The organism is Pseudomonas sp. HR1 (assembly GCF_030175875.1).
Lineage (GTDB): Bacteria > Pseudomonadota > Gammaproteobacteria > Pseudomonadales > Pseudomonadaceae > Chryseomonas > Chryseomonas oryzihabitans.
In genome coordinates this window covers 346,361-370,607 of the sequence record NZ_JASNRF010000002.1, presented here as the reverse complement: position 1 = coordinate 370,607, position 24,247 = coordinate 346,361, and the positions used below count along the sequence as shown (strand labels likewise).

Annotated in this window: 20 protein-coding genes, 2 tRNA genes and 1 pseudogene; 20 read left to right on the top strand and 3 right to left on the bottom strand. The window is 68.1% G+C overall.

Features of this window, described 5'->3' with window-relative positions; all coding sequences use genetic code 11:
• Positions 1 to 90: 90 nt before the first annotated feature.
• The 12 genes from QKY98_RS09025 to QKY98_RS08970 all read left to right on the top strand — a co-directional run bounded on the left by QKY98_RS09025 (position 91) and on the right by QKY98_RS08970 (position 11,863).
• Positions 91 to 2,769 (top strand): motility hub landmark protein FimV, encoded by a 2,679-nt coding sequence (locus QKY98_RS09025; RefSeq protein WP_284670726.1) that lies wholly within the window; start codon positions 91 to 93, stop codon positions 2,767 to 2,769.
• 71 nt (positions 2,770 to 2,840) lie between these two features.
• Positions 2,841 to 3,692 (top strand): tRNA pseudouridine(38-40) synthase TruA, encoded by an 852-nt coding sequence (gene truA, locus QKY98_RS09020; RefSeq protein ID WP_007158660.1) that lies wholly within the window; start codon positions 2,841 to 2,843, stop codon positions 3,690 to 3,692.
• Between the two features lie 54 nt (positions 3,693 to 3,746).
• The gene (locus QKY98_RS09015) at positions 3,747 to 4,376 is read left to right on the top strand and encodes a phosphoribosylanthranilate isomerase (RefSeq protein ID WP_074582808.1); all 630 of its coding nucleotides are present in this window, start codon (positions 3,747 to 3,749) and stop codon (positions 4,374 to 4,376) included.
• 210 nt (positions 4,377 to 4,586) lie between these two features.
• Complete coding sequence (gene accD / locus QKY98_RS09010) at positions 4,587 to 5,456, top strand: acetyl-CoA carboxylase, carboxyltransferase subunit beta (RefSeq protein ID WP_007158658.1); 870 nt, start codon at positions 4,587 to 4,589, stop codon at positions 5,454 to 5,456.
• Complete coding sequence (gene folC, locus QKY98_RS09005) at positions 5,456 to 6,748, top strand: bifunctional tetrahydrofolate synthase/dihydrofolate synthase (RefSeq protein ID WP_108583045.1); 1,293 nt, start codon at positions 5,456 to 5,458, stop codon at positions 6,746 to 6,748. Before accD ends, folC begins: the two co-directional genes overlap by 1 nt.
• A gap of 3 nt (positions 6,749 to 6,751) precedes the next feature.
• Positions 6,752 to 7,417: an SPOR domain-containing protein gene (locus tag QKY98_RS09000; protein ID WP_027599653.1), complete on the top strand. Its 666-nt coding sequence runs from the start codon at positions 6,752 to 6,754 to the stop codon at positions 7,415 to 7,417.
• 54 nt (positions 7,418 to 7,471) lie between these two features.
• Positions 7,472 to 8,017, top strand: a complete 546-nt coding sequence (locus QKY98_RS08995) for a CvpA family protein (protein ID WP_007158655.1) — start codon at positions 7,472 to 7,474, stop codon at positions 8,015 to 8,017.
• Between the two features lie 81 nt (positions 8,018 to 8,098).
• Positions 8,099 to 9,607 (top strand): amidophosphoribosyltransferase, encoded by a 1,509-nt coding sequence (purF, locus tag QKY98_RS08990; protein WP_007158654.1) that lies wholly within the window; start codon positions 8,099 to 8,101, stop codon positions 9,605 to 9,607.
• Positions 9,608 to 9,617: 10 nt separating this feature from the next.
• Positions 9,618 to 10,829, top strand: coding sequence for an O-succinylhomoserine sulfhydrylase (locus tag QKY98_RS08985; protein WP_044342554.1), 1,212 nt, complete (start codon positions 9,618 to 9,620; stop codon positions 10,827 to 10,829).
• A complete protein-coding gene (locus tag QKY98_RS08980) occupies positions 10,826 to 11,593 on the top strand; it encodes an SDR family oxidoreductase (RefSeq protein WP_284670725.1) in 768 nt (255 codons plus the stop codon). The genes QKY98_RS08985 and QKY98_RS08980 overlap by 4 nt, the downstream gene beginning before the upstream one ends.
• A gap of 79 nt (positions 11,594 to 11,672) precedes the next feature.
• Positions 11,673 to 11,748 (top strand) — tRNA-Val (locus QKY98_RS08975).
• A 38-nt stretch (positions 11,749 to 11,786) separates the two neighbouring features.
• Positions 11,787 to 11,863: transfer RNA gene (locus QKY98_RS08970), tRNA-Asp, on the top strand.
• A 139-nt stretch (positions 11,864 to 12,002) separates the two neighbouring features.
• On the opposite strand, the gene QKY98_RS23950 is transcribed toward QKY98_RS08970, so the two are convergent.
• The 3 genes and pseudogenes from QKY98_RS23950 to kdgR all read right to left on the bottom strand — a co-directional run bounded on the left by QKY98_RS23950 (position 12,003) and on the right by kdgR (position 14,589).
• Positions 12,003 to 12,791 carry a methyl-accepting chemotaxis protein gene (locus QKY98_RS23950; RefSeq protein WP_394373010.1) on the bottom strand — a complete coding sequence of 263 codons (789 nt, stop codon included), beginning with the start codon at positions 12,789 to 12,791 and terminating at the stop codon, positions 12,003 to 12,005.
• Between the two features lie 66 nt (positions 12,792 to 12,857).
• Positions 12,858 to 13,622 (bottom strand): annotated as a pseudogene (locus QKY98_RS23945) (MCP four helix bundle domain-containing protein); the annotation flags it as partial.
• A gap of 184 nt (positions 13,623 to 13,806) precedes the next feature.
• The gene (kdgR, locus tag QKY98_RS08960; RefSeq protein ID WP_027599650.1) at positions 13,807 to 14,589 is read right to left on the bottom strand and encodes a DNA-binding transcriptional regulator KdgR; all 783 of its coding nucleotides are present in this window, start codon (positions 14,587 to 14,589) and stop codon (positions 13,807 to 13,809) included.
• A 194-nt stretch (positions 14,590 to 14,783) separates the two neighbouring features.
• Here kdgR and QKY98_RS08955 point away from each other — a divergent pair, with 194 nt between their 5' ends.
• From QKY98_RS08955 to uxuA, 8 genes are all read left to right on the top strand, one after another.
• Positions 14,784 to 16,079, top strand: coding sequence for an MFS transporter (locus tag QKY98_RS08955; RefSeq protein WP_223855444.1), 1,296 nt, complete (start codon positions 14,784 to 14,786; stop codon positions 16,077 to 16,079).
• Positions 16,066 to 16,977 (top strand): SMP-30/gluconolactonase/LRE family protein, encoded by a 912-nt coding sequence (locus QKY98_RS08950; protein ID WP_284670723.1) that lies wholly within the window; start codon positions 16,066 to 16,068, stop codon positions 16,975 to 16,977. The genes QKY98_RS08955 and QKY98_RS08950 overlap by 14 nt, the downstream gene beginning before the upstream one ends.
• Entirely contained in the window at positions 16,974 to 17,957 is a 984-nt protein-coding gene (locus QKY98_RS08945; RefSeq protein WP_074582790.1) for a sugar kinase, read from the top strand. Before QKY98_RS08950 ends, QKY98_RS08945 begins: the two co-directional genes overlap by 4 nt.
• Before the next feature lie 4 nt (positions 17,958 to 17,961).
• Positions 17,962 to 19,173 (top strand): D-mannonate dehydratase ManD, encoded by a 1,212-nt coding sequence (gene manD / locus QKY98_RS08940; RefSeq protein ID WP_284670722.1) that lies wholly within the window; start codon positions 17,962 to 17,964, stop codon positions 19,171 to 19,173.
• 14 nt (positions 19,174 to 19,187) lie between these two features.
• The gene (locus tag QKY98_RS08935; protein WP_284670721.1) at positions 19,188 to 20,216 is read left to right on the top strand and encodes a Zn-dependent oxidoreductase; all 1,029 of its coding nucleotides are present in this window, start codon (positions 19,188 to 19,190) and stop codon (positions 20,214 to 20,216) included.
• Between the two features lie 70 nt (positions 20,217 to 20,286).
• Positions 20,287 to 21,564, top strand: a complete 1,278-nt coding sequence (locus QKY98_RS08930; RefSeq protein ID WP_284670720.1) for an MFS transporter — start codon at positions 20,287 to 20,289, stop codon at positions 21,562 to 21,564.
• Positions 21,561 to 22,994, top strand: a complete 1,434-nt coding sequence (locus QKY98_RS08925) for a mannitol dehydrogenase family protein (protein WP_284670719.1) — start codon at positions 21,561 to 21,563, stop codon at positions 22,992 to 22,994. The genes QKY98_RS08930 and QKY98_RS08925 overlap by 4 nt, the downstream gene beginning before the upstream one ends.
• A gap of 1 nt (position 22,995) precedes the next feature.
• Complete coding sequence (gene uxuA, locus QKY98_RS08920; protein WP_284670718.1) at positions 22,996 to 24,180, top strand: mannonate dehydratase; 1,185 nt, start codon at positions 22,996 to 22,998, stop codon at positions 24,178 to 24,180.
• Positions 24,181 to 24,247 lie beyond the last annotated feature (67 nt).

Genomic DNA, 24,247 nt, shown 5'->3' with positions numbered 1-24,247 from the left:
TTGAGTAAAAGGGCAGTGGACGTGGCACGCAGCGATGGACACAGGCGCCCGCACGGTGGCGCGATCGACAGCTTCTAAAAAGGGACGGTCATGGTTCGAGTTCAGAAACTGGTGCGGGCAATTGCAGCGGCGAGCGCCTTGATGTCTGGCGCGGCCCAGGCGCTCAGCCTGGGGGAGATCCACCTCAACTCCGCCCTCAATCAGCCCTTCGATGCCACCATCGATCTGTCGGACCTGCGTGACCTCGGCACCGCCGACTTGCGCCCCAATCTGGCGTCCGTCGAAGAGTTCGGCAAGGCCGGCGTCGACCGTGCCTTCTTTCTCAACGACCTCAAGTTCACCCCGGAGGTGCGCAACGGGCGCACCGTCATCCGCGTGACCTCGGCGCGTCCGGTGCGCGAGCCCTATCTCAACTTCCTGCTGGAAGTGAACTGGCCCAGCGGCCGTATCCTGCGCGAGTACACCGTGCTGCTGGATCCGCCGCTCTATACCCCGCAGGCCGCCGCCGCGCCTTTCGCACCCCAGGTCCCGGCCACGCCGCGAGCACGCGTCAACACGCCGAGCGCACCGCGTCCGGCCACGCCGCCAGCCGCGCCGGCGCCGAGTACGACCCAGACGCCTGGCACCTACACCACCGAGCCGCGCGACACCCTCTGGGAAGTCGCGGCGCGCAATCGCCCTGCCTCCAGCGTCAGCGTCGACCAGACCATGCTGGCGATCCAGGATCTGAATCCCGACGCCTTCATCGATCGCAACATCAATCTGATGAAGAGCGGACAGGTGCTGCGCCTGCCCGATCAGGCCCAGGCCGGTACGCGACCCCAGCGCGAGGCGGTCGCCGAGATCGCTCGCCAGACCCGCGCCTGGAAGCAGGGCGGCACCGCCGCACCAGCCGGTACGCCGCGTCGTCAGGTGGACGCCTCCGCCCAGCCGAGCGGCAACGAGGCGCCGGCCGCCGCCGCCCCCAGGGACAATCTCAAGCTGCTCTCCGGTCAGCCGGCCGGGCGCGCGGGCGAGTCCGCCGGTGGCAAGGGCGGTGACCAGTCCCTCGCCGATCGCCTGGCGGTGACCCAGGAAAGCCTGGACACCACCCGCCGCGAGAACGAAGAACTCAAGAGCCGCCTGGGCGATCTGCAGTCGCAACTCGACAAGCTGCAGAAGATCATGCAGCTCAAGGATGCCCAGCTGGCGCGGATGCAGGCCAACATGGCCAATCCGCAGGCTGCGGGCCAGCCGGCCCAGCCGCCGGCGACCCCGGAAGCCGCGGCGCCGGTCGCGCCTGCGGCGACCGAGAACACCGCCACGCCGGCGCCCCAGGAGCCGACGGCCGCGACCCCGGCCACTCCGGTCGAGGCCACCCCTGCGCCCGCCACCACGCCGCCCGCCAGCGAGGCGGGTACCGGCTCGGCGCCGCCCGCGGCCAGCGAGCCCAAGGTCATTCCGGTCACCCCGAGCACCCCGGCCACCGAGCCGACCGAGGCCACCAACAGTTTCCTCGACGAGATCCTCAGCAATCCGCTGTGGCTGGGCATCATCGGCGGCAGCGCGTTACTGGCGCTGCTGGTGCTGCTGATGATCAACGCGCGCCGCAATGCCGTGAAGGAGGCCGAGCGTGAGCGCGACGCCGAAGCCGCGCGCAGCGATACGGTGTTCGACGCCGATCCCGAACTCGGTGATCACCACGCGCTCGCCGGCCTGGAATTGAACCAGGGTACCCAGGACGCCGCACGAGACGCCGATGCCCAGGACGATGCCCTGGGTCAGGCCGACATCTACATGGCCTATGGTCGCTTCAGCCAGGCGGCCGAGGTGCTCAAGAAGGCCAGTGACCAGGAGCCCCATCGCGCCGATCTGCGCCTCAAGCTCATGGAAGTCTATGCCGAGATGGGCGACAAGGACGGCTTCCAGCGCGAAGAGCGCGAACTCAAGGAGATCGGCGGCGCCCAGCCGGCGGTCGAGCACCTGAAGTCGCGATATCCGGCCATGGCCACCGTCGCGGTAGCCTCCGCTGCGGTCGGCGCGGCTGCCCTGGCCGCCGCCCACGAACTGAGCGAGGAGCAATCCCGCAACCAGGGCTTCTCGGCCACCGAAGACAGCCAGGACTTCGATCTGTCCCTGGATGACTTCGGCAGCGAGGACACCCAGGGTCATCAGCCTGCCGGTCCGGCCGAGGAGCCGCTGTTCGGCGAGGCCTTCGCCGATGCTCAGGCCAAGGCGGCCGACCCGCGCGACGATTTCGACTTCGATCTGAATTTCGATGCCGAACCCGCGGCCACCCCGGCGGCGACTCCCGCCGCCAAGGACGACGACTTCGCCCTGGACTTCAGCGAATTCGAACGGCAGGGCGACCTGGCGCACGAGGAGCCTCTTGCGGATTCCAGTGCCGGCTCGGCCTTCGACGAGCCGCTGGCGCAGCCGGCGACCTCGACGACCGACGCCGAATTGCCTGCGAGTTTCGATCTGTCCGACTTCGACGACGAGCAGCCGGCGCCCAAGCGCGAAAGCGACGAGGAATTCGCCGCCCGCCTGCAGGAGGCCTCCCGCCAGTTCGATGCGGAGACCACCAGCGGCACCACCGGGGGCGATGGTCTGGACGATTTCGACTTCCTGTCAGGCGAAGACGAGACCGCCACCAAGCTGGACCTGGCGCGTGCCTACATCGACATGGGCGATCCGGAAGGTGCCCGGGACATCCTCGACGAGGTGCTGGCCGAGGGTAACGCCGGGCAACAGCAGGAAGCGCGCGAGATCATCGCCCAGCTCAGCTGAGGCTGGCCGGACTTGGCAGAGGAGGGGAGGCGCTATAAGCTGCCTCCCCTTTTTTTCGCCTGGCCGTCGCCTTGGATTTTCTAGACCCCACCATCATCGTCCCGCCGCAGCGCATCGCGCTCGGCGTCGAGTACAAGGGCGCCCGCTATCGCGGTTGGCAGCGCCAGCAGCCGGGCGTGCGCTCCGTTCAGGAGACCCTGGAAGACGCCCTGTCCGAGGTCGCCGCGGCGCCCATCGCGCTGCATTGCGCCGGGCGTACCGACTGTGGCGTGCACGCCACCGGCCAGGTGGTGCATTTCGAGTCCCCGGTCGCGCGGCCACTCAAGGCCTGGGTGATGGGCACCAACGCCAATCTGCCGTCCGACATCAGCGTCACCTGGGTCAAGCCGGTCAGCAACGAATTCCATGCCCGTTTCAGCGCCATGGCGCGGCGTTACCGCTATGTGATCTATAACGATCCGATCCGGCCTGCGCACCTGGCGGAGGAGGTCACCTGGAATCATCGTCCGTTGCGCATCGAGCCCATGCGCGAGGCAGCCCAGGTGCTGCTCGGTACCCATGATTTCACCTCCTTCCGGGCCAAGGCCTGCCAGGCCAAGTCGGCGATCAAGACCATCCACCACCTGCGCCTCTGGCAGAGCGGGCGGCTGATCGTGCTGGACATCCGCGCCAACGCCTTCCTGCATCACATGGTGCGCAACATCGCCGGGGTGCTGATGGCGGTGGGCTGTGGCGAGCGACCGGTGGAGTGGGTCGCCGAGGTCCTGGCGGCGCGGGAGCGGCGCCTGGGTGGCGTAACCGCCCATCCCTACGGCCTCTACCTGGTGGACGCCGAATATCCCGAGAGCACGCCGGTGCCCAAGCGGCCGCTGGGTCCGCTGTTCCTGGGGCATATCCCCGAGCTGGATGACCCCCAAGGCTGACGCTGCGCGGGTGGTCTGCTAACATCCATCGATTTGGAACGAGGTCATTCCGGTTTGGCTAACGTTCGAGTGAAGATCTGCGGGATCACCCGGGTCGAGGATGCGCTGGCCGCCGCGGCCGCCGGCGCCGATGCCATCGGCCTGGTGTTCTATGCGCGCAGCCCACGGGCGGTGAGCGCTGCCCAGGCGCGCCAGATCGTCGCGGCGCTGCCGCCCTTCGTCACCAGTGTCGGGCTCTTTGTCGATGCCTCTCCCTGCGAGATCGAGGAGACGCTGGACGCCGTGCCCCTGGACCTCCTGCAATTCCACGGCGACGAGACCCCGGCGCAGTGCGCCCGGTATCGCCGTCCCTATATCAAGGCCCTGCGCATGCGCGAGGATATCGACCTCGCCGCCATCTCCCGGGACCATGCCGGCGCCCGCGGGCTGCTGCTCGACACCTATGTCGCCGGCGTACCCGGTGGGACAGGGCAGGCCTTCGACTGGACGCGGGTACCCCGGGATCTGTCGCTGCCGCTGATCGTGGCCGGTGGACTGGACGCGACCAACGTCGCCACCGCCATCGCCGCGTCCCGCGCCTATGGCGTGGACGTGAGCGGCGGCGTAGAGCAGGCCAAGGGCATCAAGGATGCCGCCGAGATCGTGCGTTTCGTGGCGGCCGTGCGGGGTGCGCCGGTCGCCTGATGTGACCCTCGTCGGGTGGTTGCCGTCCACACCTGCGACATATTCAAGCAGATCCGCCCTGGTGGGCCTGCCGTCCGACCCCCCGGGAGTCGGCATGAGACAACAGGGTAGCGGCCCGGGCAACAGCGGGCGCTGCCGAACCTATTACAGATGCTCAAGGAAGGCGCGGCCGCGGTCGCGCTGGGAGCCCATGCAAGTGGAGAGAGATGCATGAGCAATTGGCTGGTCGACAAACTGATTCCTTCCATCATGCGGTCCGAGGTGAAGCGCAGTTCGGTGCCGGAAGGTCTTTGGCACAAGTGTCCGGCCTGCGAAGCGGTCCTCTATCGTCCGGAGCTGGAAAAGAACCTGGACGTGTGCCTGAAGTGCGGTCACCACATGCGCATCAATGCGCGACGCCGCCTGGACATCTTCCTCGACGCCGAGGGTCGTGAAGAACTGGGTACCGAGCTGGAGCCGGTGGACCGCCTGAAATTCCGCGACAGCAAGAAGTACAAGGACCGTTTCACCGCCGCGCAAAAGGAAACCGGCGAAAAAGACGCCCTGATCTCCATGCGCGGCACCCTCAAGGGCATGCCGGTGGCGGTCTGTGCTTTCGAATTCTCCTTCATGGGTGGCTCCATGGGCGCCGTGGTCGGCGAGCGCTTCGTGCGCGCGGCCAACGTGGCCCTGGAAGAGCGTTGCCCGCTGATCTGCTTCTCCGCCTCGGGTGGTGCGCGGATGCAGGAAGCGCTGATCTCGCTGATGCAGATGGCCAAGACCTCCGCGGTGCTGGCGCGTCTGCGCGAAGAGGGCATCCCCTTCATCTCGGTGCTGACCGATCCGGTCTATGGTGGCGTCTCCGCGAGTCTGGCGATGCTGGGTGACGTCATCGTCGCCGAGCCCAAGGCGTTGATCGGCTTCGCCGGTCCGCGCGTGATCGAGCAGACCGTGCGCGAAAAGCTGCCGGAAGGCTTCCAGCGCAGCGAATTCCTGCTGGAGCACGGCGCCGTCGACATCATCGTCTCGCGCAAGGAATTGCGTGATCGCCTGGCGCGTCTGCTGGCGACCTTCCAGCACCAGCCGGTACCGGCGGCCTGATGGCTTCGCGCAGCCTCGCGCAGTGGCTGGCCTATCTCGAGCAGCTGCATCCGTCGGCGATCGACATGGGCCTGGACCGGGTGCGCGAGGTCGCGCAGCGGCTGGGTCTGACCCGGCCGGCCCCGCGGGTGGTGACCGTGACCGGCACCAACGGCAAGGGCTCCACCTGCGCCTTTCTCGCCAGTCTGCTGCGCGCCAGCGGACAGCGGGTCGGCGTCTATGCCTCGCCGCATCTGGTGCGCTACAACGAGCGCGTCGATGTGGACGGCACCCTGGCCAGCGATAGCGATCTGTGCACCGCCTTCGCCGCGGTGGAAGCCGCGCGGGGCGAGATCAGCCTGACCTATTTCGAAGTGGGTACCCTGGCGGCCTTCTGGCTGTTCGAGCGTGCCCGGCTGGACGTCGCCATCCTCGAAGTCGGTCTGGGCGGACGCCTGGACGCGGTCAATCTGATCGACGCCGATCTGGCGCTGGTCACCAGCATCGGCCTCGACCACGCCGAATGGCTGGGCGACACCCGCGAAAGCGTCGCCGTGGAAAAGGCCGGTATCTTCCGCGCCGGCAAGCCGGCCCTCTGTGGCGATCTGGAGCCCCCCGCGCCACTGATCCAAGTCGCCGAGCGCCTGGGTGCTCCCTTGCTGCTGCGCGGCGAAGCCTTCGACCTGCAGATCGAGAGCGCCGGCTGGTTCTGGCGCGGGCGCGATGCCCAGGGCAACGCCCTGGCGCTGCCCGGTCTGCCGTTGCTCGACCTGCCCATGGAAAATGCCGCCCTGGCCTTGCAGGCCTACGCCTTGCTCGACCAGCCCTGGCTGCCGGAGCAGATCGCCGCGGCCCTGCAGGCGACGCGCATGACCGGACGACTCGATCGCCGCCAGGTCGAGCGGGCAGGGGAGACCCGTAGCGTCCTGCTGGACGTGGCCCACAATCCCCACGCCGCCGAGTACCTGGCCCGGCGCCTGGCCATGAAGCCAATCGCCGGCGTGCGTCGCGCGGTATTCGGCGTTCTCGCCGACAAGGACCTGGACGGCATCCTGGCGCCCCTGGAGGGCCTGTTCGCCAGCTGGGCGGTGGCGACCCTGCCGACCCCGCGCAGTCGCGACGGGGCCGAGGTGGCCGCACGCCTGGCTGCACGCGGTGTCCAGGCCGAGGCCCATGCCTCCCTGCTGGCCGCCTTCGAGGCGCAACTGGCCGCCAGTGCGGCCGACGACGAGGTGGTCGTGTTCGGCTCCTTCTACAGCGTCGCCGAGGTGCTCGCGCAGCTCTCTTCCCCATCCGAATCCGCGGAGGCATAACCCATGCTCAAGCAAAGAGTCATCGGAGCGCTGGTGCTGCTGGCGCTGATCATCATCTTCGTGCCCATGCTCTTCAATCGCCAGGACGACGCCCGCAAGGTGGCGGTCGAGGCGCCGCCCCAGCCGGCCGCACCCACGGTGCCCGCGACCGAGGTGCAGCCGGTGCAGACGCCCGAGGCGCCGCCCGTGGTGGTGGTACCGGACGAGCCGGCCAAGCCGCTCGGCAAGCCGCAGACCCCCATTGCCGGTACCGCCGGCCAGGCGCCGACGCAGAATGCGCCGGTAAGTCCCGCGCCTGCCCAATCCCAGCCTGCCGCGCCGGTCGCCAAGGCGCCCGCCACCCCTGCGCCCGTCGCAAGCGCGCCGGCGGCACCCGCAGCTACACCGGCGCCGGCGGCCAAGCCGGACTCGCGGCTGGGCGCGGCCAATCTGCCCAACAGCTGGTCGGTCCAGCTCGCCAGCCTGTCGTCCCGGCCCAGCGCCGACGCCCTGCAGGCCAAGCTCCGCAGCCAGGGCTACAACGCCTATGTGCGCACCGCCGACGGCATGAATCGCGTCTTCGTCGGACCGGTGATAGAGCGCAGCGAGGCGGATCGGCTGCGCGATCAGCTCAACAAGCAGAATGGCGTCAAGGGTTTCGTCGTGCGCTTTCAGCCGGAGCGCGGTTAACCCGGTCACAAGGCTCTGCTAGAATGCAGGGCCTTTTTGTAAGTGGACCTTGCCGTGGGCTTCACCTGGGTGGACTGGGCGATCGTCGCCGTTGTCATCGTTTCCAGCCTGATCAGTCTCAGGCGCGGCTTCGTCAAGGAAGCGTTGTCACTGGCCACCTGGATCGTTGCCGGTGGCGTGGCCTGGGTCTTCGGTGGGGCACTGTCCACCTATCTGGTCGACTATATTCAGGTGCCGTCCGGGCGAGTGATCGCCGCCTGTGTCATTCTTTTCGTGCTGACGCTGCTGGTGGGTGCCCTGGTGAGCTTCTTGCTTGGCGAACTGATCCGCGTCACCGGATTGTCGGGCACCGATCGCTTTCTCGGCATGGCCTTTGGCGCCGCCCGCGGTGCCTTGCTGATCACAGTGGCCGTGGGGCTGTTGAGCCTGGGGCCGGTCCAGCAGGATGGCTGGTGGCAGCAGTCGGTGCTGGTTCCACATTTTCTGCTGGTGGCCGATTGGTCGAAGAATCTGCTGTTGGGCTTTGCCGGCCAGTGGCTGGGCGCGACGCCCATGCCCAGTCTGCAACTGCTGCCGCAGCTGGGGCCCAAGGCTCCTTGAACGCTTTTCCAGGCCTCGCCTTGCGGGGTCATCCTGCGATGGTCCGCCGTCGCATCACTTGAAACAGTGGGGTCGCGTCACATGTGTGGCATCGTAGGTATCGTGGGCAAGACGAACGTCAACCAGTCTTTGTACGACGCGCTCACCGTCCTTCAACATCGCGGTCAGGATGCCGCCGGTATCGTCACCAGCCTGGACGGTAAACTCTTCCTGCGCAAAGACAACGGCCTGGTCCGCGACGTCTTCCAGCAGCGGCACATGCAGCATCTGGTCGGCCACATGGGCATCGCCCACGTGCGCTATCCCACCGCCGGCAGCTCCAGCTCCGCCGAGGCGCAGCCGTTCTACGTCAACTCGCCCTATGGCATCACCCTGGCGCACAACGGCAACCTGACCAACGTCGAGCAGCTGTCCCGCGAGATCTACGAATCCGATCTGCGCCACGTCAACACCACCTCCGATTCCGAGGTGCTGCTCAATGTCTTCGCCCACGAGCTGGCGGTGCGCAACAAGCTGCAGCCGACCGAGGACGACGTCTTCGCCGCGGTCTCCGAGGTTCATGAGCGCTGCCGTGGCGGCTACGCCGTGGTGGCCATGATCACCGGCTACGGCATCGTCGGCTTCCGCGATCCCAACGCCATCCGTCCCATCGTCTTCGGCCAGCGTCACACCGAATACGGCGTGGAGTACATGATCGCCTCCGAGAGCGTCGCCCTCGACGTACTCGGCTTCACCCTGATCCGTGATCTGGAGCCGGGCGAGGCGGTGTACATCACCGAAGACGGTCGCCTCTACACCCGCCAGTGCGCGCAGAATCCGCAATACGCGCCTTGCATCTTCGAGCACGTCTACCTGGCGCGTCCGGATTCCATCATCGATGGCATCTCGGTCTACAAGGCGCGCCTGCGCATGGGCGAGAAGCTCGCCGAGAAGATCCAGCGCGAGCGCCCCGAACACGACATCGATGTGGTCATCCCGATTCCGGACACCAGCCGCACCGCGGCGCTTGAGCTGGCCAATCACCTGGGCGTCAAGTTCCGCGAGGGCTTCGTCAAGAACCGCTACATCGGCCGAACCTTCATCATGCCCGGCCAGGCCGCGCGCAAGAAGTCGGTGCGCCAGAAGCTCAACGCCATCGAACTGGAATTCCGCGGCAAGAACGTGATGCTGGTGGACGACTCCATCGTCCGCGGCACCACCTGCAAGCAGATCATCCAGATGGCCCGCGAAGCCGGCGCCAAGAAGGTCTACTTCTGCTCGGCGGCCCCGGCGGTGCGTTTCCCCAACGTCTACGGCATCGACATGCCCAGCGTGCACGAGCTGATCGCCCACGGCCGCACCACCGAGGAAGTCGGCGAACTGATCGGCGCCGACTGGCTGATCTACCAGGATCTGCAGGACCTGCAGGAAGCCGTGCGTACCCGCAAGGCACCCAAGGTCGAGCAGTTCGACTGCGCGGTGTTCGATGGCGAGTACATCACCGGCGACGTCGATGCCGCCTATCTGAACCGGATCGAACAGGCGCGCAACGACGCGGCCAAGGTCAAGCACAAGGCGGTCAGCGCCATCATCGATCTCTACAACGACTAAGGAGCTGCACATGAGCCAAGACTGGGATGCCGGACGCCTGGACAGTGATCTCGAGGGCGCGGCCTTCGAGACCTTGGCGGTGCGGGCAGGGCAGCAGCGCTCGCCGGAAGGCGAGCATGGCGAAGCCCTGTTCCTGACCAGCAGCTACGTGTTCCGGACCGCCGCGGATGCCGCGGCGCGCTTCGCCGGCGAGGTGCCGGGCAACGTCTATTCGCGCTACACCAACCCCACGGTCCGTACCTTCGAGACCCGTATCGCGGCCCTGGAAGGCGCGGAGCAGGCGGTGGCCACCGCCTCGGGCATGTCGGCCATCCTGGCCATGGTCATGAGCCTGTGCAGCGCCGGTGACCATGTGCTGGTTTCGCGCAGCGTGTTCGGCTCGACCATCAGTCTGTTCGAGAAGTACTTCAAGCGCTTCGGCATCGAGGTGGACTATCCGCCGCTGGCCGATCTGGACGCCTGGCAGGCGGCCTGCAAGCCCAACACCCGGCTGTTCTTCGTCGAGTCGCCGTCCAATCCCCTGGCGGAGCTGGTGGACATCGCCGCCCTGGCCGAGATCGCCCATGCCCGGGGCGCGCTGCTGGCGGTCGACAACTGCTTCTGCACCCCGGCGCTGCAGAAGCCGCTCGCGCTGGGTGCCGACATCGTCATCCATTCGGCGACCAAGTACATCGACGGTCAGGGTCGTGGCATGGGCGGCGTGGTCGCCGGTCGTGCCGAGCAGATGAAAGAGGTGGTGGGTTTCCTGCGTACCGCGGGCCCGACCCTGAGTCCCTTCAACGCCTGGCTGTTCCTCAAGGGCCTGGAGACGCTGAAGATCCGCATGCAGGCGCACAGCCAGACCGCACTGGAGCTGGCACGGTGGCTGGAAGGCCAGCCCGGCGTCGAGCGGGTCCACTATGCCGGCCTGGAAAGCCATCCGCAGCATGAGCTGGCGTGCCGCCAGCAGAGCGCCTTTGGCGCCGTGGTGAGCTTCGAGGTGGCCGGTGGGCGCGACGCCGCCTGGCGCTTCATCGACGCCACCCGGATGATCTCCATCACCACCAACCTGGGCGATACCAAGACCACCATCGCCCACCCGGCGACGACCTCGCACGGGCGGCTGTCGCCGGCCGAGCGCGCCAATGCCGGGATCAGCGACAGCCTGATCCGCATCGCCGTGGGTCTCGAAGACCTGGGCGATCTGCGCCAGGACCTGGCCCGCGGACTGGCGGCGCTATGAGTCTGACGTTCGCACCGGTAGAGCTGCGTGTCGCCCTGGTCACCGGCGCGGCGCGTGGGATCGGGCTGGGTATCGCCGCCTGGCTAATAGCCGAAGGCTGGCGGGTAGTGGTGGCCGATATCGAGCAGGAGCGCGGCGCCAAGGTGGCCGCCGCACTCGGCGAGCGCGCCTGGTTCGTGGCTCTGGACGTGGCTGACGAGGGTCAGGTGGAGGCCGCCGTGGCCCAGGTGATCGGCCAGTTCGGTCGGCTGGACGCCCTGGTCAACAACGCCGGTCTCGCCACCGCCCAGGGCCAGCCGCTGGAAAGCCTGGCGCTGACCGAGTGGCGCAAGGTGCTCGGGGTGAATCTGGACGGCCCCATGCTGCTGGCCAAGCATTGCGCGCCCTATCTGCGCGAGCAGCAGGGCGCCATCGTCAACATCGCCTCGACCCGCGCCCGGCAGTCCGAGCCCCACAGCGAAGCCTATGCCGCGAGCAAGGGCGGGTTGCTGGCCCTGACCCATGCCCTGGCCGTCAGCCTCGGCCCGGAAGTGCGGGTGAATGCCCTCTGCCCGGGCTGGATCGATGCGCGCGATGCCCATGTCCGCGAGGCCGAACCGCTGTCCGCCGCCGACCACGAGCAGCATCCGGTCGGACGGGTAGGGACGGTGGAGGACGTGGCGGCCTGCGTGGCCTGGCTGCTCGGCGGCAACGCCGGTTTCATCACCGGCGAGGCCATCACCCTGGACGGTGGCATGACCCGCAAGATGATCTACCTGGAATAGCGCCCGTAAAAAATAAAATTGGAAAAATCCTTGACGGATCAAGGGGCTACGAGGAGAATGCGCGTCACCCGAAGGGGATGGCTGATTAGCTCAGCTGGGAGAGCACCTGCATCACACGCAGGGGGTCGGCGGTTCGATCCCGTCATCAGCCACCAAACTCTTCGGGAAGTGTTCCGCAAGGTGCACGCAATGCGCGGCGGTAGTTCAGTCGGTTAGAATACCGGCCTGTCACGCCGGGGGTCGCGGGTTCGAGTCCCGTCCGCCGCGCCATACGAGTCGTTCCGGGTCCTCTGAACTGCCCGAACGACGCAAGAGAAGCTGCCCTAGGGCAGCTTTTTTTGTGCCTGGAGAAAAGGCCGGCCGATCCTTCGCGGACTGGCGCCGTTTTGGCGGCCAGCGCCGGCCCCGGTCAAATCACGAATTCCGCCACCACCTGACGGAGACCGGCCGCCAGGCGCGACACCTCATTGCTGGCGCTGGAGGTCTGACTGGCGCCCGCGGCGGTCTGGTCGGACAGGTCCTTGATGCTGATCAGGCCCCGGTCGATGTCCTTGGCCACCAGGGCCTGTTGTTCGGCGGCCGTGGCGATCAGCGCCGTACGCTCGTCGATGCCGTTCATGGCTCCGGCGATGGCCAATAAGGCACCGTTGGCTTCCCGGGCAACGGCCAGGGATTGTTCGGCGGTCTGGCTGCTCTGCTGCATGGCCTTCACCGCGTCCGTCGAATCCTGCTGGATGGTGCCGATCATGGCCTCGATCTCCCGCGTCGACTGCTGGGTGCGGTGGGCGAGGGCGCGGACCTCATCCGCGACCACGGCGAAGCCGCGACCCTGATCGCCGGCGCGTGCCGCTTCGATGGCGGCATTGAGCGCCAGCAGATTGGTCTGCTCGGCGATGGCGCGGATGACGTCGACCACATTGCTGATGGCCTGGGCGCGTCCCGACAGCGTCTGGATCTGGCCGCTGCTCTGATCGACCTGGGTAGCCAGCCGTTCGATGGCGGTCAGGGTCGCGGCCACGTGTTGCAGACCGGCCTGGGTCAGGGTGCTGCCCCGTTGCGAGGCGCCGGCGCTTTCCTCCGCGTGGCGCGCCACCTCGTCCACCGCGGCGCTCATTTCCGTCACCGCCGTGGCCACCTGGCCGATCTCGTCGTTTTGCCTGAGCAGGCCGCGATTGCCAGCGTCGATCACCGCGGTCATCTCCTCGGCGGAGGCGGCCAGCTGACTGGAGCTGTCCGCCAGATGGGCCACGGTATCGCGCAGATTGGCCTGCATGCCGGCCAGGGCGGTCAGCAGGCCGGCGGCCTCGTCGCGACCCGTGACCTGGATGTCTTCGGCAAGATCCTTGTTGGTGATCCGCTGGGCGATGCGCAGGGCTTCGCCGATGGGCAGGGTGATGCTGCGTGTCAGCAGGAAGGCCAGGGCGATGGTGGCCAGCAGGGTGGCGAGGATCAGCCCCACGACCCAGGCCAGGCCGTGGTCGTAGATCCGTCCCGCTTCGATGCCCGAGGCGACGGCGCCCCGGTCATTCAGCGCGGCCAGGTTTTCGATCTGCGTCTGCAACTGGTCGGCGGCCGCGCGCATGCCACCGTTGGCCAGGGCCTCGGCACCGGGCAGATCCCCCGTGCGGTAAAGGGTCTCGAAGCTGTCCAGCAGGCCCAGATAAGCCGTGGCCCCGTCCTGCACCGCCTGGTACAGCCGCTGCTCCGCATCGCTGGACACCAGGGGTGCATAGTCCTTTACCCCGGTGGCGAAGCGGCTGCGCAGATCGACCAGGGCCATGGCCATTTCCGGCTGGCGCGCGGGATCCCGGGTGCCCAGGGCTCTCAGGCTTTCGAGGCGCAACCTGAGCAGTGCCGCGGTCATCTGACCGGCCTGGCGGACGCTGGGCATCCAGTCCGTTTCCACCTCGATTTCCGACTGCCTGAGTTGCCGCATCTGGATCAGGGCGATGGCCCCGAGCGCGATGACGATTACTACGATAACCGAGAAGGCCAAGGCCGACCGGCGACCCACCTTGAGTGTGCGCATCATCATGACAGTCACCGTGAGGGTAGCCCCGGCGGGACACCGGGTTGGAGTTGTGATGTGCATCACACGCTATAGGGGGTGGCTTAGCGGCGGCTTAAGGCCGAGCCGGCCATAGGACCATTGGTCTGACTATGGCTGGACGCCCGAATCAGTGCCCTCGTGGGACCGACGATCCCGGCTGGCGCTAGCCGGCCGGGGCACCCATCTGCGCCGAGATGCGCGCCGTGGTGGCGAGCATCTGCTCGACGTACTCGGCCTTGAGGTCTTCGCGAAAGCGGAAGCAGGGAAAGGACACGCTCAGGCCGGCGATGACCTGGCCGAAGCGATCGCGGATCGGCGCCGCCAGGCATCTCATGTTGGCCTCGAATTCCTCGTGGTCTTCGGCGAAGCCCAGCTCACGAACCCGCGCCAGTTCCGCGAGGTAGGCGGCCAGGCTGTCGAGGGTGTTGGGCGTGCGACGGACAAAGGTTTCCTGGGCGAGGATCTGCCGCACCTCGGCTTCGGGGCGCCAGGCCATCAGCACCTTGCCGATCCCGGTGCAATACAGCGGGGCCCGCCGACCGATACGCGAATACATGCGCAGGGTGTAGCGCGAATCGAGCTTGTGCACATAGACGATGGCGCCCTCGTCGAAGATGCCGAGGTGGACGGTCTCGCCGGTGAGGTCGTTGAGCAGGCGCATGCCTGGTTCGGCTTCGCGGACCAGCTCCAGCTGGGGCAGGGCGCGGGCGCCCAGTTCGAACAGCTTGACGCTGAGGCGGTAGCGGTCTTCGGCGTCCTGCACCACATAGCCCAGCGCCTTGAGCGTCTGCAGGAAGCGGTGGACGGTGCTCTTCGACAGGTCCAGTTGCTGCGCCAGCTCCGAGACGCCGCAGTCGTCCTCGCGCTCGCCGAGGGCTTCGAGCACCGCCAGGGTGCGCCCGACGGCGCTGACCATGTCATTGCCGAGTTGCTGATTCTTTTCCATGGGGACCGCCGGTCGCCTGGTTGCCGGAACACTGTTCCATTCTGATTGACGGATGCGGGAAAGGCCAGCAACACTGTCCGCCAGCGAATGGAACAACGTTCCAAAGCATTTCGCGCGTAAGGGTCTTCTCTCACCGCTGGCAGTCGCCGGCGGTGCGAACAAAAACAACAACGGAACCCGCGACGATGAAATCCATGACCAAGGCCCCGGGCGCATTGGCGCCTGCCGCTCATACTCCCCGCTGGCTGCCCCGCGCCCATCCGGTGTCCTGGCAGATGCTGGGCATCACCACCCTGGCGATGCTGATGATTTCGGTGGATCGCCAGCTGTTGCCGACCGTGCTGCCGGCGATCATGCAGGAATTCGGACTGGACGCCGCCCAGGGTGGCTGGCTCAGTTCGCTGAGTTTCGTTGGCACCCTGATCGGCGCTCTGGTGGTGGGGGTGCTGGCCGACAGTGTCGGCACCGGCCACCGCCGTGCCTGGAGCTGGGTGGGGGCCTGCGCCCTGACCATAGGCTCGGCCTTCGCCACCGTGTACGCGCGCTCGCTGGGCGCCCTGCAGGTGCTGAGATTCACCATGGGCCTGGGCACCGGCGCCATGGAGCCGGTCAACATCGCCGTGGCCAGCGAATTCTGGCAAAAGGAAAATCGCGGCTTCGCCCTGGGCGTCCACCATACCGGCATGCCCCTGGGGCAATTCGTCGGCCCGGTCCTGATGGGGCTGATCCTGGCCAATGGCGACTGGCGCGCCACCTTTCTCTGGATTCCCCTGATCGGTCTGCCGATCATCCTGCTGCAGCTCTACCTGGGCCGCCGCCGCAACGAGGAACAGGTCTATGCCTGGATCCGCGAGCAACGGCTGACCGTGCCGGTCGACACCGCCGCGCCGGTCTCGCGCAATCCGCTGAGCAACCTGCGCCAGGCCTTCGCCGAGCGCAACGTGCGCCTCTGCCTGGTGATGAACTTCCTGTTTCTCTGGACCGAGATGGGCGTGGCCACCTTTCTGACCTACCAGCTCACCAGCCAGCTGGGGCTGAGCCTGGCCGAGGCCGCGGTGATCTCCGGCGCCTCGGGGCTGGTGGGCTGGGCGGGGCAGATCTTCTGGGGGACGCTGAGCGATCACCGCGGCCGCAAGTTCGCGCTGGGCATCCTGACCGTCGGTTTCTCGATCTGCGTGGCGCTGTGCATGTTCATCGACAGCCGCGCCATGGCCTGGACCCTGCTGCTGGCCTGGGGCCTGTTCCGCAATTCGCCCTATGTGGTGCTCTATTCGCTGGCGGTGGATTCCTCGCCCCGCGCGGCCGGCAGCGGCCTGGGTCTGCTGATTGGCGTGGGCCTGGGCCTGGCGGGCTTTCTGGTGGGGCCGGTGGCCGGCTACGTGATCGAGCATTTCGGCTGGCACTGGAGCTACGCCATGCTCGCCCTGAGCTGCCTGCTGGTGCTGATACCGCTGCGCTTCGTGGAGGAGACCCAGCATGGCGCCACCTGAGTGCCTGTTCGACCATAGCGATGAACTGGGCGAAGGCCCGGTCTGGGATACCCGGCAGGAGAGGCTGCTGTGGGTGGATATCCTCGCCGGTCGCCTGTTGCGCGCCGCGCCGCAGCCGGCGGCTCCGGTCGAGGTGCTGGAGTTCGGCCGACCGCTGGGCTGCGCCGTGCCCCATATCGACGGCTCCACCTGGCTGGCCCTGAGCGACGGCGTCTGGCGCCTGGCCGCCGGCGCCGCCCAGGCGACGCCCATTGCGCAGCCGCCCCGGGCGGTCCATGGGCCTCAGCACCGTTTCAATGACGGCAAGTGCGATGCGCTCGGCCGCTTCTGGCTGGGCACCACGCTGCTCGACGAGGCGCCCGGCGGTGGCCGGCTGTATTGCCTGGACCTGGATGGCCAACTGCATCAGGTGCTCGACGGCATCACCGTGTCCAACGGTCTGGGCTGGAGCCCGGACAACCGGACCTTCTACTACATAGATTCGCCCACCCGCCGGGTGCAGGCCTTCGACTTCGATCTCGCCAGCGGCCAGGTCGGTCGCGGGCGCACCCTCATCGACTTCGGCGAGCAGCCCGGCGTGCCCGATGGCCTGGCCGTGGACAGCGAGGGCGCGCTGTGGATCGCGCACTGGGACGGCTATCGCCTGAGTCGCTGGAGCGCCGAGGGCGTATTGCTCGCCTGGGTGGAGCTGCCGGTGGCGCGGGTCACCTCCTGCGCCTTCTATGGCGCGCGCCTGGAGCAGTTGCTGATCACCACCGCCCGGGTGGGTCTCGATGATTCCGCCCGCCAGGCGCAACCCCTGGCCGGGCGCAGCTTTCGCCTCGATCCCGGCGTGACCGGCCTGGCGGTGTCCGCCTGCCGCGTCCGGGTTCCGGACCATCCTCAGGAGTCTGCATGACGCTACCCCTCGTTTCGTCCCCCCTGACCCGCATCGGCCTCATCGGCGAATGCATGGTCGAGTTGCGCAGTCAGGAAGATGGCCAGCTGGGCCAGGCCTTTGGCGGCGATACCCTGAATGCGGCGGTCTATCTGCGGCGGCTGCTCGGGGATGACCCGGTGCAGGTGGATTACCTTACCGCGGTGGGCGACGACAGCCTGAGCCAGGCCATGCGCGCACGCTGGCGGGAGGAGGGGGTGAGTGACGCGCGGGTGCGGGTATTGCCCGGGCGTCTGCCGGGACTCTATCTGATCCAGACCGATGCCGACGGCGAGCGGCGGTTCCTCTACTGGCGGGGCGAGGCGGCGGCGCGGGAGTGTTTCGACGGCGCCGAGGCCCAGCCGCTGCTGGCGGCCTTGGCCGAGTATCAGTTGCTCTATCTCAGCGGCATCAGCCTGGCGGTGCTGACCGATACCGGTCGCGAGCGGCTGCTGGAAGCCCTGCGCCAGGCGCGCGCCGCCGGCACCCGCATCGTCTTCGACAACAACTACCGGCCGCGGCTATGGCCGAATCTGCAGGCGGCGCGCACGGCCTATCACCGGTTGCTGCAGCTCGCCGACCTGGCGCTGGTGACCTGGGAGGACGACGCCGCGCTGTTCGGCTTTGCCGACGAGGCGGCGCTGCTTGCCCAGTACGCCGAGTGGGGCGTGGCCGAGGTGGCGCTCAAGCGCGGCGCGCGCAGCTGCCTGCTGCAGCATCGCCAGGGGCGCCAGGAGGTGGCCGGCGAAGCCGTGGCCCGAGTGGTGGACACCACCGCCGCCGGGGATTCCTTCAGCGCCGCCTACCTGGCCTGCCGCCTCCAGGGCGGGGCGCCCGAGGTGGCCGCCGCCTGGGGGCATCGCCTCGCCGCCACGGTCATCCAGCATCCCGGTGCACTCATCCCGCGCGCCGCCATGCCGGCGCTGCCGCCCCTGATTCCCGCGCTCACTGCCCAGGCCTGAAGCCATGAAGATCACCGAAGCCCGCGTCATCGTCACCTGTCCCGGTCGCAACCTGGTCACCCTCAAGATCGTCACCGACGAAGGCCTCTATGGCCTCGGTGACGCCACCCTCAACGGCCGCGAACTGGCGGTGGTGGCCTACCTGGAAGAGCACGTGCTGCCGGCGCTGATCGGTCGCGACGCCCATCGCATCGAAGACATCTGGCAGTACCTCTATCGCGGCGCCTACTGGCGGCGCGGACCGGTCACCATGACCGCCATCGCCGCGGTGGACGTGGCGCTCTGGGATCTCAAGGCCAAGGCCGCCGGTATGCCGCTGTACCAGCTGCTCGGCGGCAAGAGTCGCGAGCGGGTGATGGTCTATGGCCACGCCACCGGCAAGGACATCGAGAGCTGCCTGGACGAGGTGGCCCGCCATGTGGAGCAGGGCTATCGCGCGGTGCGGGTGCAGTGCGGGGTGCCGGGCATTCCCACCACCTACGGCGTGGCCAAGCGCGAGGGCGAGCGCTACGAGCCGGCCGACAGCGACCTGCCGGCCGAGCACGTCTGGGACACCGCCAAGTACCTCAATCACGTGCCCAAGCTGTTCGCCGCGGTGCGCGAGCGCTTTGGCGACGACCTGCACCTGCTGCACGACGTGCACCACCGGCTGACGCCCATCGAGGCGGGACGGCTGGGCAAGAGGGTCGAGGAATACAACCTGTTCTGGCTGGAGGACTGCACCCCGGCGGAAAACCAGGAGGCCTTCCGCCTGATCCGCCAGCACACGACCACGCCGCTGGCGGTGGGCGAGGTGTTCAATTCCATCCACGACTGCCGCGAGCTGATCCAGGAGCAGCTGATCGACTATATCCGCGCCACCCTGGTGCATGCCGGCGGCATCACCCACATGAGGCGCATCGCCGATTTGGCCGCGCTCTACCAGGTGCGCACCGGCTTCCACGGCGCCACCGACCTGTCGCCGGTGTGCATGGGCGCGGCACTGCACTTCGACAGCTGGGTGCCCAACTTCGGCATCCAGGAGCACATGCCCCACGAGGCGCGCATCGAGGAGGTCTTTCCCCATGCCTATCGCTTCGACGATGGCCATTTCACCCCGGGCGAGGTGCCCGGCCACGGCGTGGACATCGATGAAGACCTCGCCGCCCGTTATCCGTACAAACGCGCCAGCCTGCCGGTGAACCGGCTGGTGGATGGCACCCTGTGGCACTGGTGAAGGAGGAGTCCAGGATGAAAGCCTTTCAGGTCAGAGCGCCCCACGAATTCAGCATCGCAGAGGTCGCGGTGCCCACGCTGGCGCCCGGTGAGGTCCGCGTCGGAGTGGCCTATGCCGGCATCTGCGGCTCGGACATGCACATCATCCATGGGCAGAACGCCTTCGTGCGCTTTCCCCGCGTCACCGGCCACGAGTTCGCCGGCGTGGTGCGCGAGGTGGGCGAGGGCGTGAGCGGCCTGGCGGTGGGCGATCCGGTCTGCGTCGATCCGGTGATCGCCTGCGGCAGCTGCTATCCCTGCCGCATCGGCCGGCCCAATGTCTGCAGTCGCCTGCAGGTGCTTGGGGTGCACCGCGATGGCGGCTTCAGCGAAGAGGTCTGCGTACCCGCCGGCAACGCCCATCGCCTGCCGCCCGGTCTGCCGCTGGCCCAGGCCGCCCTGGTCGAGCCCTACAGCATCGCCCTCAATGTGCTGGAGCGGATGCAGTTCCTGCCCGGCGATGGCCTGCTGATCTACGGCGCCGGCGTGATCGGCCTGACCCTGGTGCAGATGGCCAGGGCACTGGGCATCGCCGACATCACGGTGACCGATGTGCTGGACGATCGCCTGGCCACCGCCCGGACCCTGGGCGCGACCCGCACCCTCAATGGTCGCGAGACCAATGTCGAGGCGGCCATGCGCGAAGCCACCGGCGGCGAGGGCGTGCCGCTGATCGTCGACGCCGCCTGCCATCCAGCCTTGCTGCCGGAGATCGTCCGGCTTGCGTCGCCGGCCGGGCGCATCGGCCTGCTGGGCTTCAGCGCCACGCCCAGCGAGCTGGTGCAGCTGGAGATCATCAAGAAGGAACTGACGCTGGTGGGCTCGCGGCTCAACAACGGCCGCTTTCCGCGGGTCATCGAGCTGCTGGCGACGGGCCGGCTGGATGCCGCGGCGCTGATCAGCCACCAGGTGGCCAGCCAGGAGATGCCGGGCGCCATCGAGCTGATCGAAAGGCACCCCGAGCAGACCCGCAAGGTGCTGGTGCAATGGGGTGGCAACGCCTGACAACACGGGCTCCCCGAGGGGCGCCGCTGCGATGCCTTACCGAATAAAGACAATGAGCGGGAGGTAACAAATGGCTGGACAAGGTCGTGGACTGGTACTCGTCATGCTGTTCCTGGCGGGGGTCGTCAACTATCTGGATCGCTCGGCGCTGTCGGTGGCGGCGCCGCTGATCCAGAAGGACTTCGCGCTCAGCGCCGGCGAGATGGGGTTGCTGTTCAGCGCCTTCTTCGTCGGCTATGCGGCGTTCAACTTCATCGGTGGCTGGGCCGCCGACCGCTATGGCGCCAAGACCACGCTGCTGCTGGCCATGGTGCTCTGGTCGGCGTTCAGCGGCCTGACGGTGCTGGCCTCGGGCTTTGCCGCGCTGATCGTGATCCGGGTGCTGTTCGGCATGGCCGAGGGGCCCCTGAGCGTCTCCACCAGCAAGATGGTCAACAACTGGTACGCGCCGCACAACCGCGGCCGCACCCTGGGCCTGTCGATGTCGGGCACCCCCTTGGGCGGCGCCATCTCCGGCCCCATCGTCGGCGTGATCGCGGTGGCCTACGGCTGGAAGGTGTCCTTTGTCGTCATCATGCTGATCGGCTTCGTCTGGGCGGTGGTCTGGTACCTCTGGATCAAGGACAAGCCAACCGGCCAGCTGGCCGCCGACCTCGCTGCCGAGGAGCGCGCCGTGGCCGTGGTGGACACCGAGGTCAGGCCGCTCAAGTACTACCTGCGCCAGCCCACGGTGCTCTTCACCGCCCTGGCGTTCTTCGCCTACAACTACACCCTGTTCTTTTTCCTCACCTGGTTTCCCAGCTACCTGATCCAGGCCTATGGCCTCAACGTGAAGGACATGAGCATCGCCACGGTGATCCCCTGGGTGCTGGGCTTCATCGGCCTGGCGGTGGGCGGCTATCTGTCCGACTGGGTGTTCCGCAAGACCGGCCGGTTGATGTTCTCGCGCAAGGTGGTGCTGGTGACCTGCCTGCTGGCCTGCGCCCTGTGCATCGCCGTGGCCGGCCTGGTCAGCACCCTCTATGCCGCGGTGGCCCTGGTGGCGCTCTCGGTGTTCTTCCTCTACCTGACCGGCGCCATCTACTGGGCGATCATCCAGGACACGGTGCCGGCGGCGCGGGTGGGCGGGGTGAGCGGCTTCATGCACTTCCTGGCCAACACCTCGGGCATCATCGGCCCGGCGGTGACCGGCTACCTGGTGCAATTCACCGGGGCCTTCACCAGCGCCTTCCTGCTGGCCGGGGCCCTGACCGTGATCGGTTCGCTGTGCGTGGCGCGCTTCGTCAAGCCGCTGGCCGAGCGGCCGGCGGACGCACCTGCCGCGCTGGCGACTGGAGGCGCCCGATGAGCGATTTCGAACGTATTCCTTCGCGCTATCCGGTGCCCGCCATCGGCATCGTCCACCTGGGCCTGGGCGCCTTCCATCGCGCCCACCAGGCGGTCTACCTGGAGCGCAACCTGGCCCGCCATGGCGGCGGCGCCTGGGGCCTGTGCAGTGCCAACCTCAGATCGGGGCGGGCGCTGGTGGAGACCCTCAGCGCCCAGCAGGGCCGCTATCACGTGGCCGAATACCGCAACCGGCGCGAAGGGGTGCTGCGCGAGATCGGCGCCCTGCGCGAGGTGCTCTACGCCGGCGACGGCGGGGCCGGGCGCGAGGCCCTGCTGGCCCGGCTGGCCGATCCCGGGGTGCGCATCGTCACCCTGACGGTGACGGAAAAGGGCTATTGCCTGAGTCCGGCCAGCGGCGCGCTGCGCCGCGACGATCCCGGCATCGTCCACGACCTGGCCGAACCGCGGGCGCCGCGCACCGCGCCGGGGCTGCTGGTGGAAGGCCTGCGCCGGCGCCGGGCGGCCGGCATCGCGCCCTTCACCGTGCTCTGCTGCGACAACATGCCGGACAACGGCCAGCGGACCCGCCAGGCGGTGGTGTCCCTGGCCGAGGCCCAGGACGCCGGGCTGGCGGCCTGGATCGCTACCGAGGTGGCCTTTCCCTGCAGCATGGTGGATCGCATCGTCCCGGCCATGGACGAAGCCGCCTTCGCGCGGCTGCGCGATCTCGGCTGCGATGACCCGGCCGCCGTGGTCGGCGAGGCCTTCAGTCAGTGGGTGGTCGAGGACCGCTTTCCGCAAGGGCGCCCGGACTGGGAACATGAAGGGGTGCAGATGGTGGCGGACGTCCGTCCCTTCGAGACCATGAAGCTGCGCCTGCTCAATGGCAGCCATTCGCTGCTGGCCTATGTCGGCAGCCTGGCCGGTCACGGCACCGTGGCCGAGGCCATGGCCGATGAACGCCTGGCGGCCCTGGTGCACCGCTACATGAGTCGCGAGGCGGCGCCGACCCTGGACATGCCGGAAGGCGTGGATCTGCCGGGCTATGCCCAGGCGATGGTCGCGCGCTTCCGCAACGATGCCCTGCAGCACCGCCTGCGGCAGATCGCCATGGACGGCTCGCAGAAGCTGCCGCAACGCTGGCTGCTGGGCGCCCGGCAGCTGCTGGAGCAGGGCGGTGATCCGGCCTGCACCGCCCTCGGCGTGGCGGCCTGGATCCACTATGGTGAAGGCGAGGGCGAGGCGCTGGACGATCCCCTGCGCGCCACCCTGGCCGCCTTGCCTACGGGCGCGGCGCGGGTGGACGCCGTGCTGGCGCTGGCCGAGGTCTTTCCCCCTGACCTGGCCGCGCACCCCGTCTTTCGCGCCGCGGTGCAACGGGCCCACGCGCGCATCGCCGCGGCGGGTATCGAAGCGGCCATCGCCGATCTGACCGAGCAAGGAGTCTGACATGGAACACACCTGGCGCTGGTTCGGCCCGCGCGATCCCATCTCTCTCGCCGACATCCGCCAGACCGGGGCCACCGGCATCGTCACGGCGCTGCACGAGATCGCCAATGGCGAGGTCTGGCCGGTGGCCGCCATCGCTGAGCGCAAGGCGCTGATCGAGGCGGCGGGGCTGTCCTGGTCGGTGGTGGAGAGCATCCCGGTCCACGAAGACATCAAGCGCGGCCTGCCGGGTCGCGAACGCTATCTGGAGAACTACTGCCAGAGTCTGCGCAACCTCGCCCAGTGCGGCATCGACGTGGTCTGCTACAACTTCATGCCGGTGCTCGACTGGACCCGCACCCAGCTGGCCCATCGGTTGCCCGACGGCGGCTGGGCGCTGAGATTCGATCAGGACGCCTTCGCCGCCTTCGATCTCTGCATCCTGCAGCGCGACGGCGCCGAGGCCGAGTACACCGCCGCGGAGATCGAACGGGCGCGCCGCTATCACGCCGGGCTCGACGACGCCGGGCGCGAGGAACTGGTGCGCACCCTCATCGCCGGTCTGCCGGGCGCCGAGGAGGGCTACACGGTGGCCGACCTGCGGGCCCTGCTGGCCACCTATTCCGGTATCGACGCCGCGCAGCTGCGCGAGCACCTGGCGACCTTTCTCCAGGCGGTGGTGCCGGTGGCGGAAGAAGTGGGCATCCGCCTGGGGGTGCATCCGGACGATCCGCCGCGACCGCTGCTGGGTCTGCCCCGGGTGGTCTCCACCGCCGCCGATGCCCAGTGGCTGCTGGATGCTGTGCCGAGCCCGGCCAACGGCCTCACCTTCTGCACCGGCTCCTATGGCGTGCGCGCCGACAACGACCTGGTGGCCATGGCCCGCCAGTTCGCGCCGCGCATCCATTTCGTCCACCTGCGGGCGACCCGGCGCGAGGCGGATCCGCGCAGCTTCCACGAGGCCCATCATCTGGATGGCGACGTCGACATGGTCGGGGTGATCCGCGAACTGGTGCGCGAGGAGCATCGCCGCGCACGCGCAGGCGGAGCGCGCCTGCCCATGAGGCCGGACCATGGTCATCAGCTGCTGGATGACCAGGGGCGGCGGACCAATCCGGGCTATTCGCTGATCGGCCGGCTCAAGGGCCTGGCGGAATTGCGCGGTGTGGAACAGGCCGTGCGGCAACTGGAAGAGGAGCGGGGCTGATGCGGATCTGCAGCTATCAGGCACCCCTCAGGCGTGGTCCAGACCAAATTCGAAGGCTGACATGGAG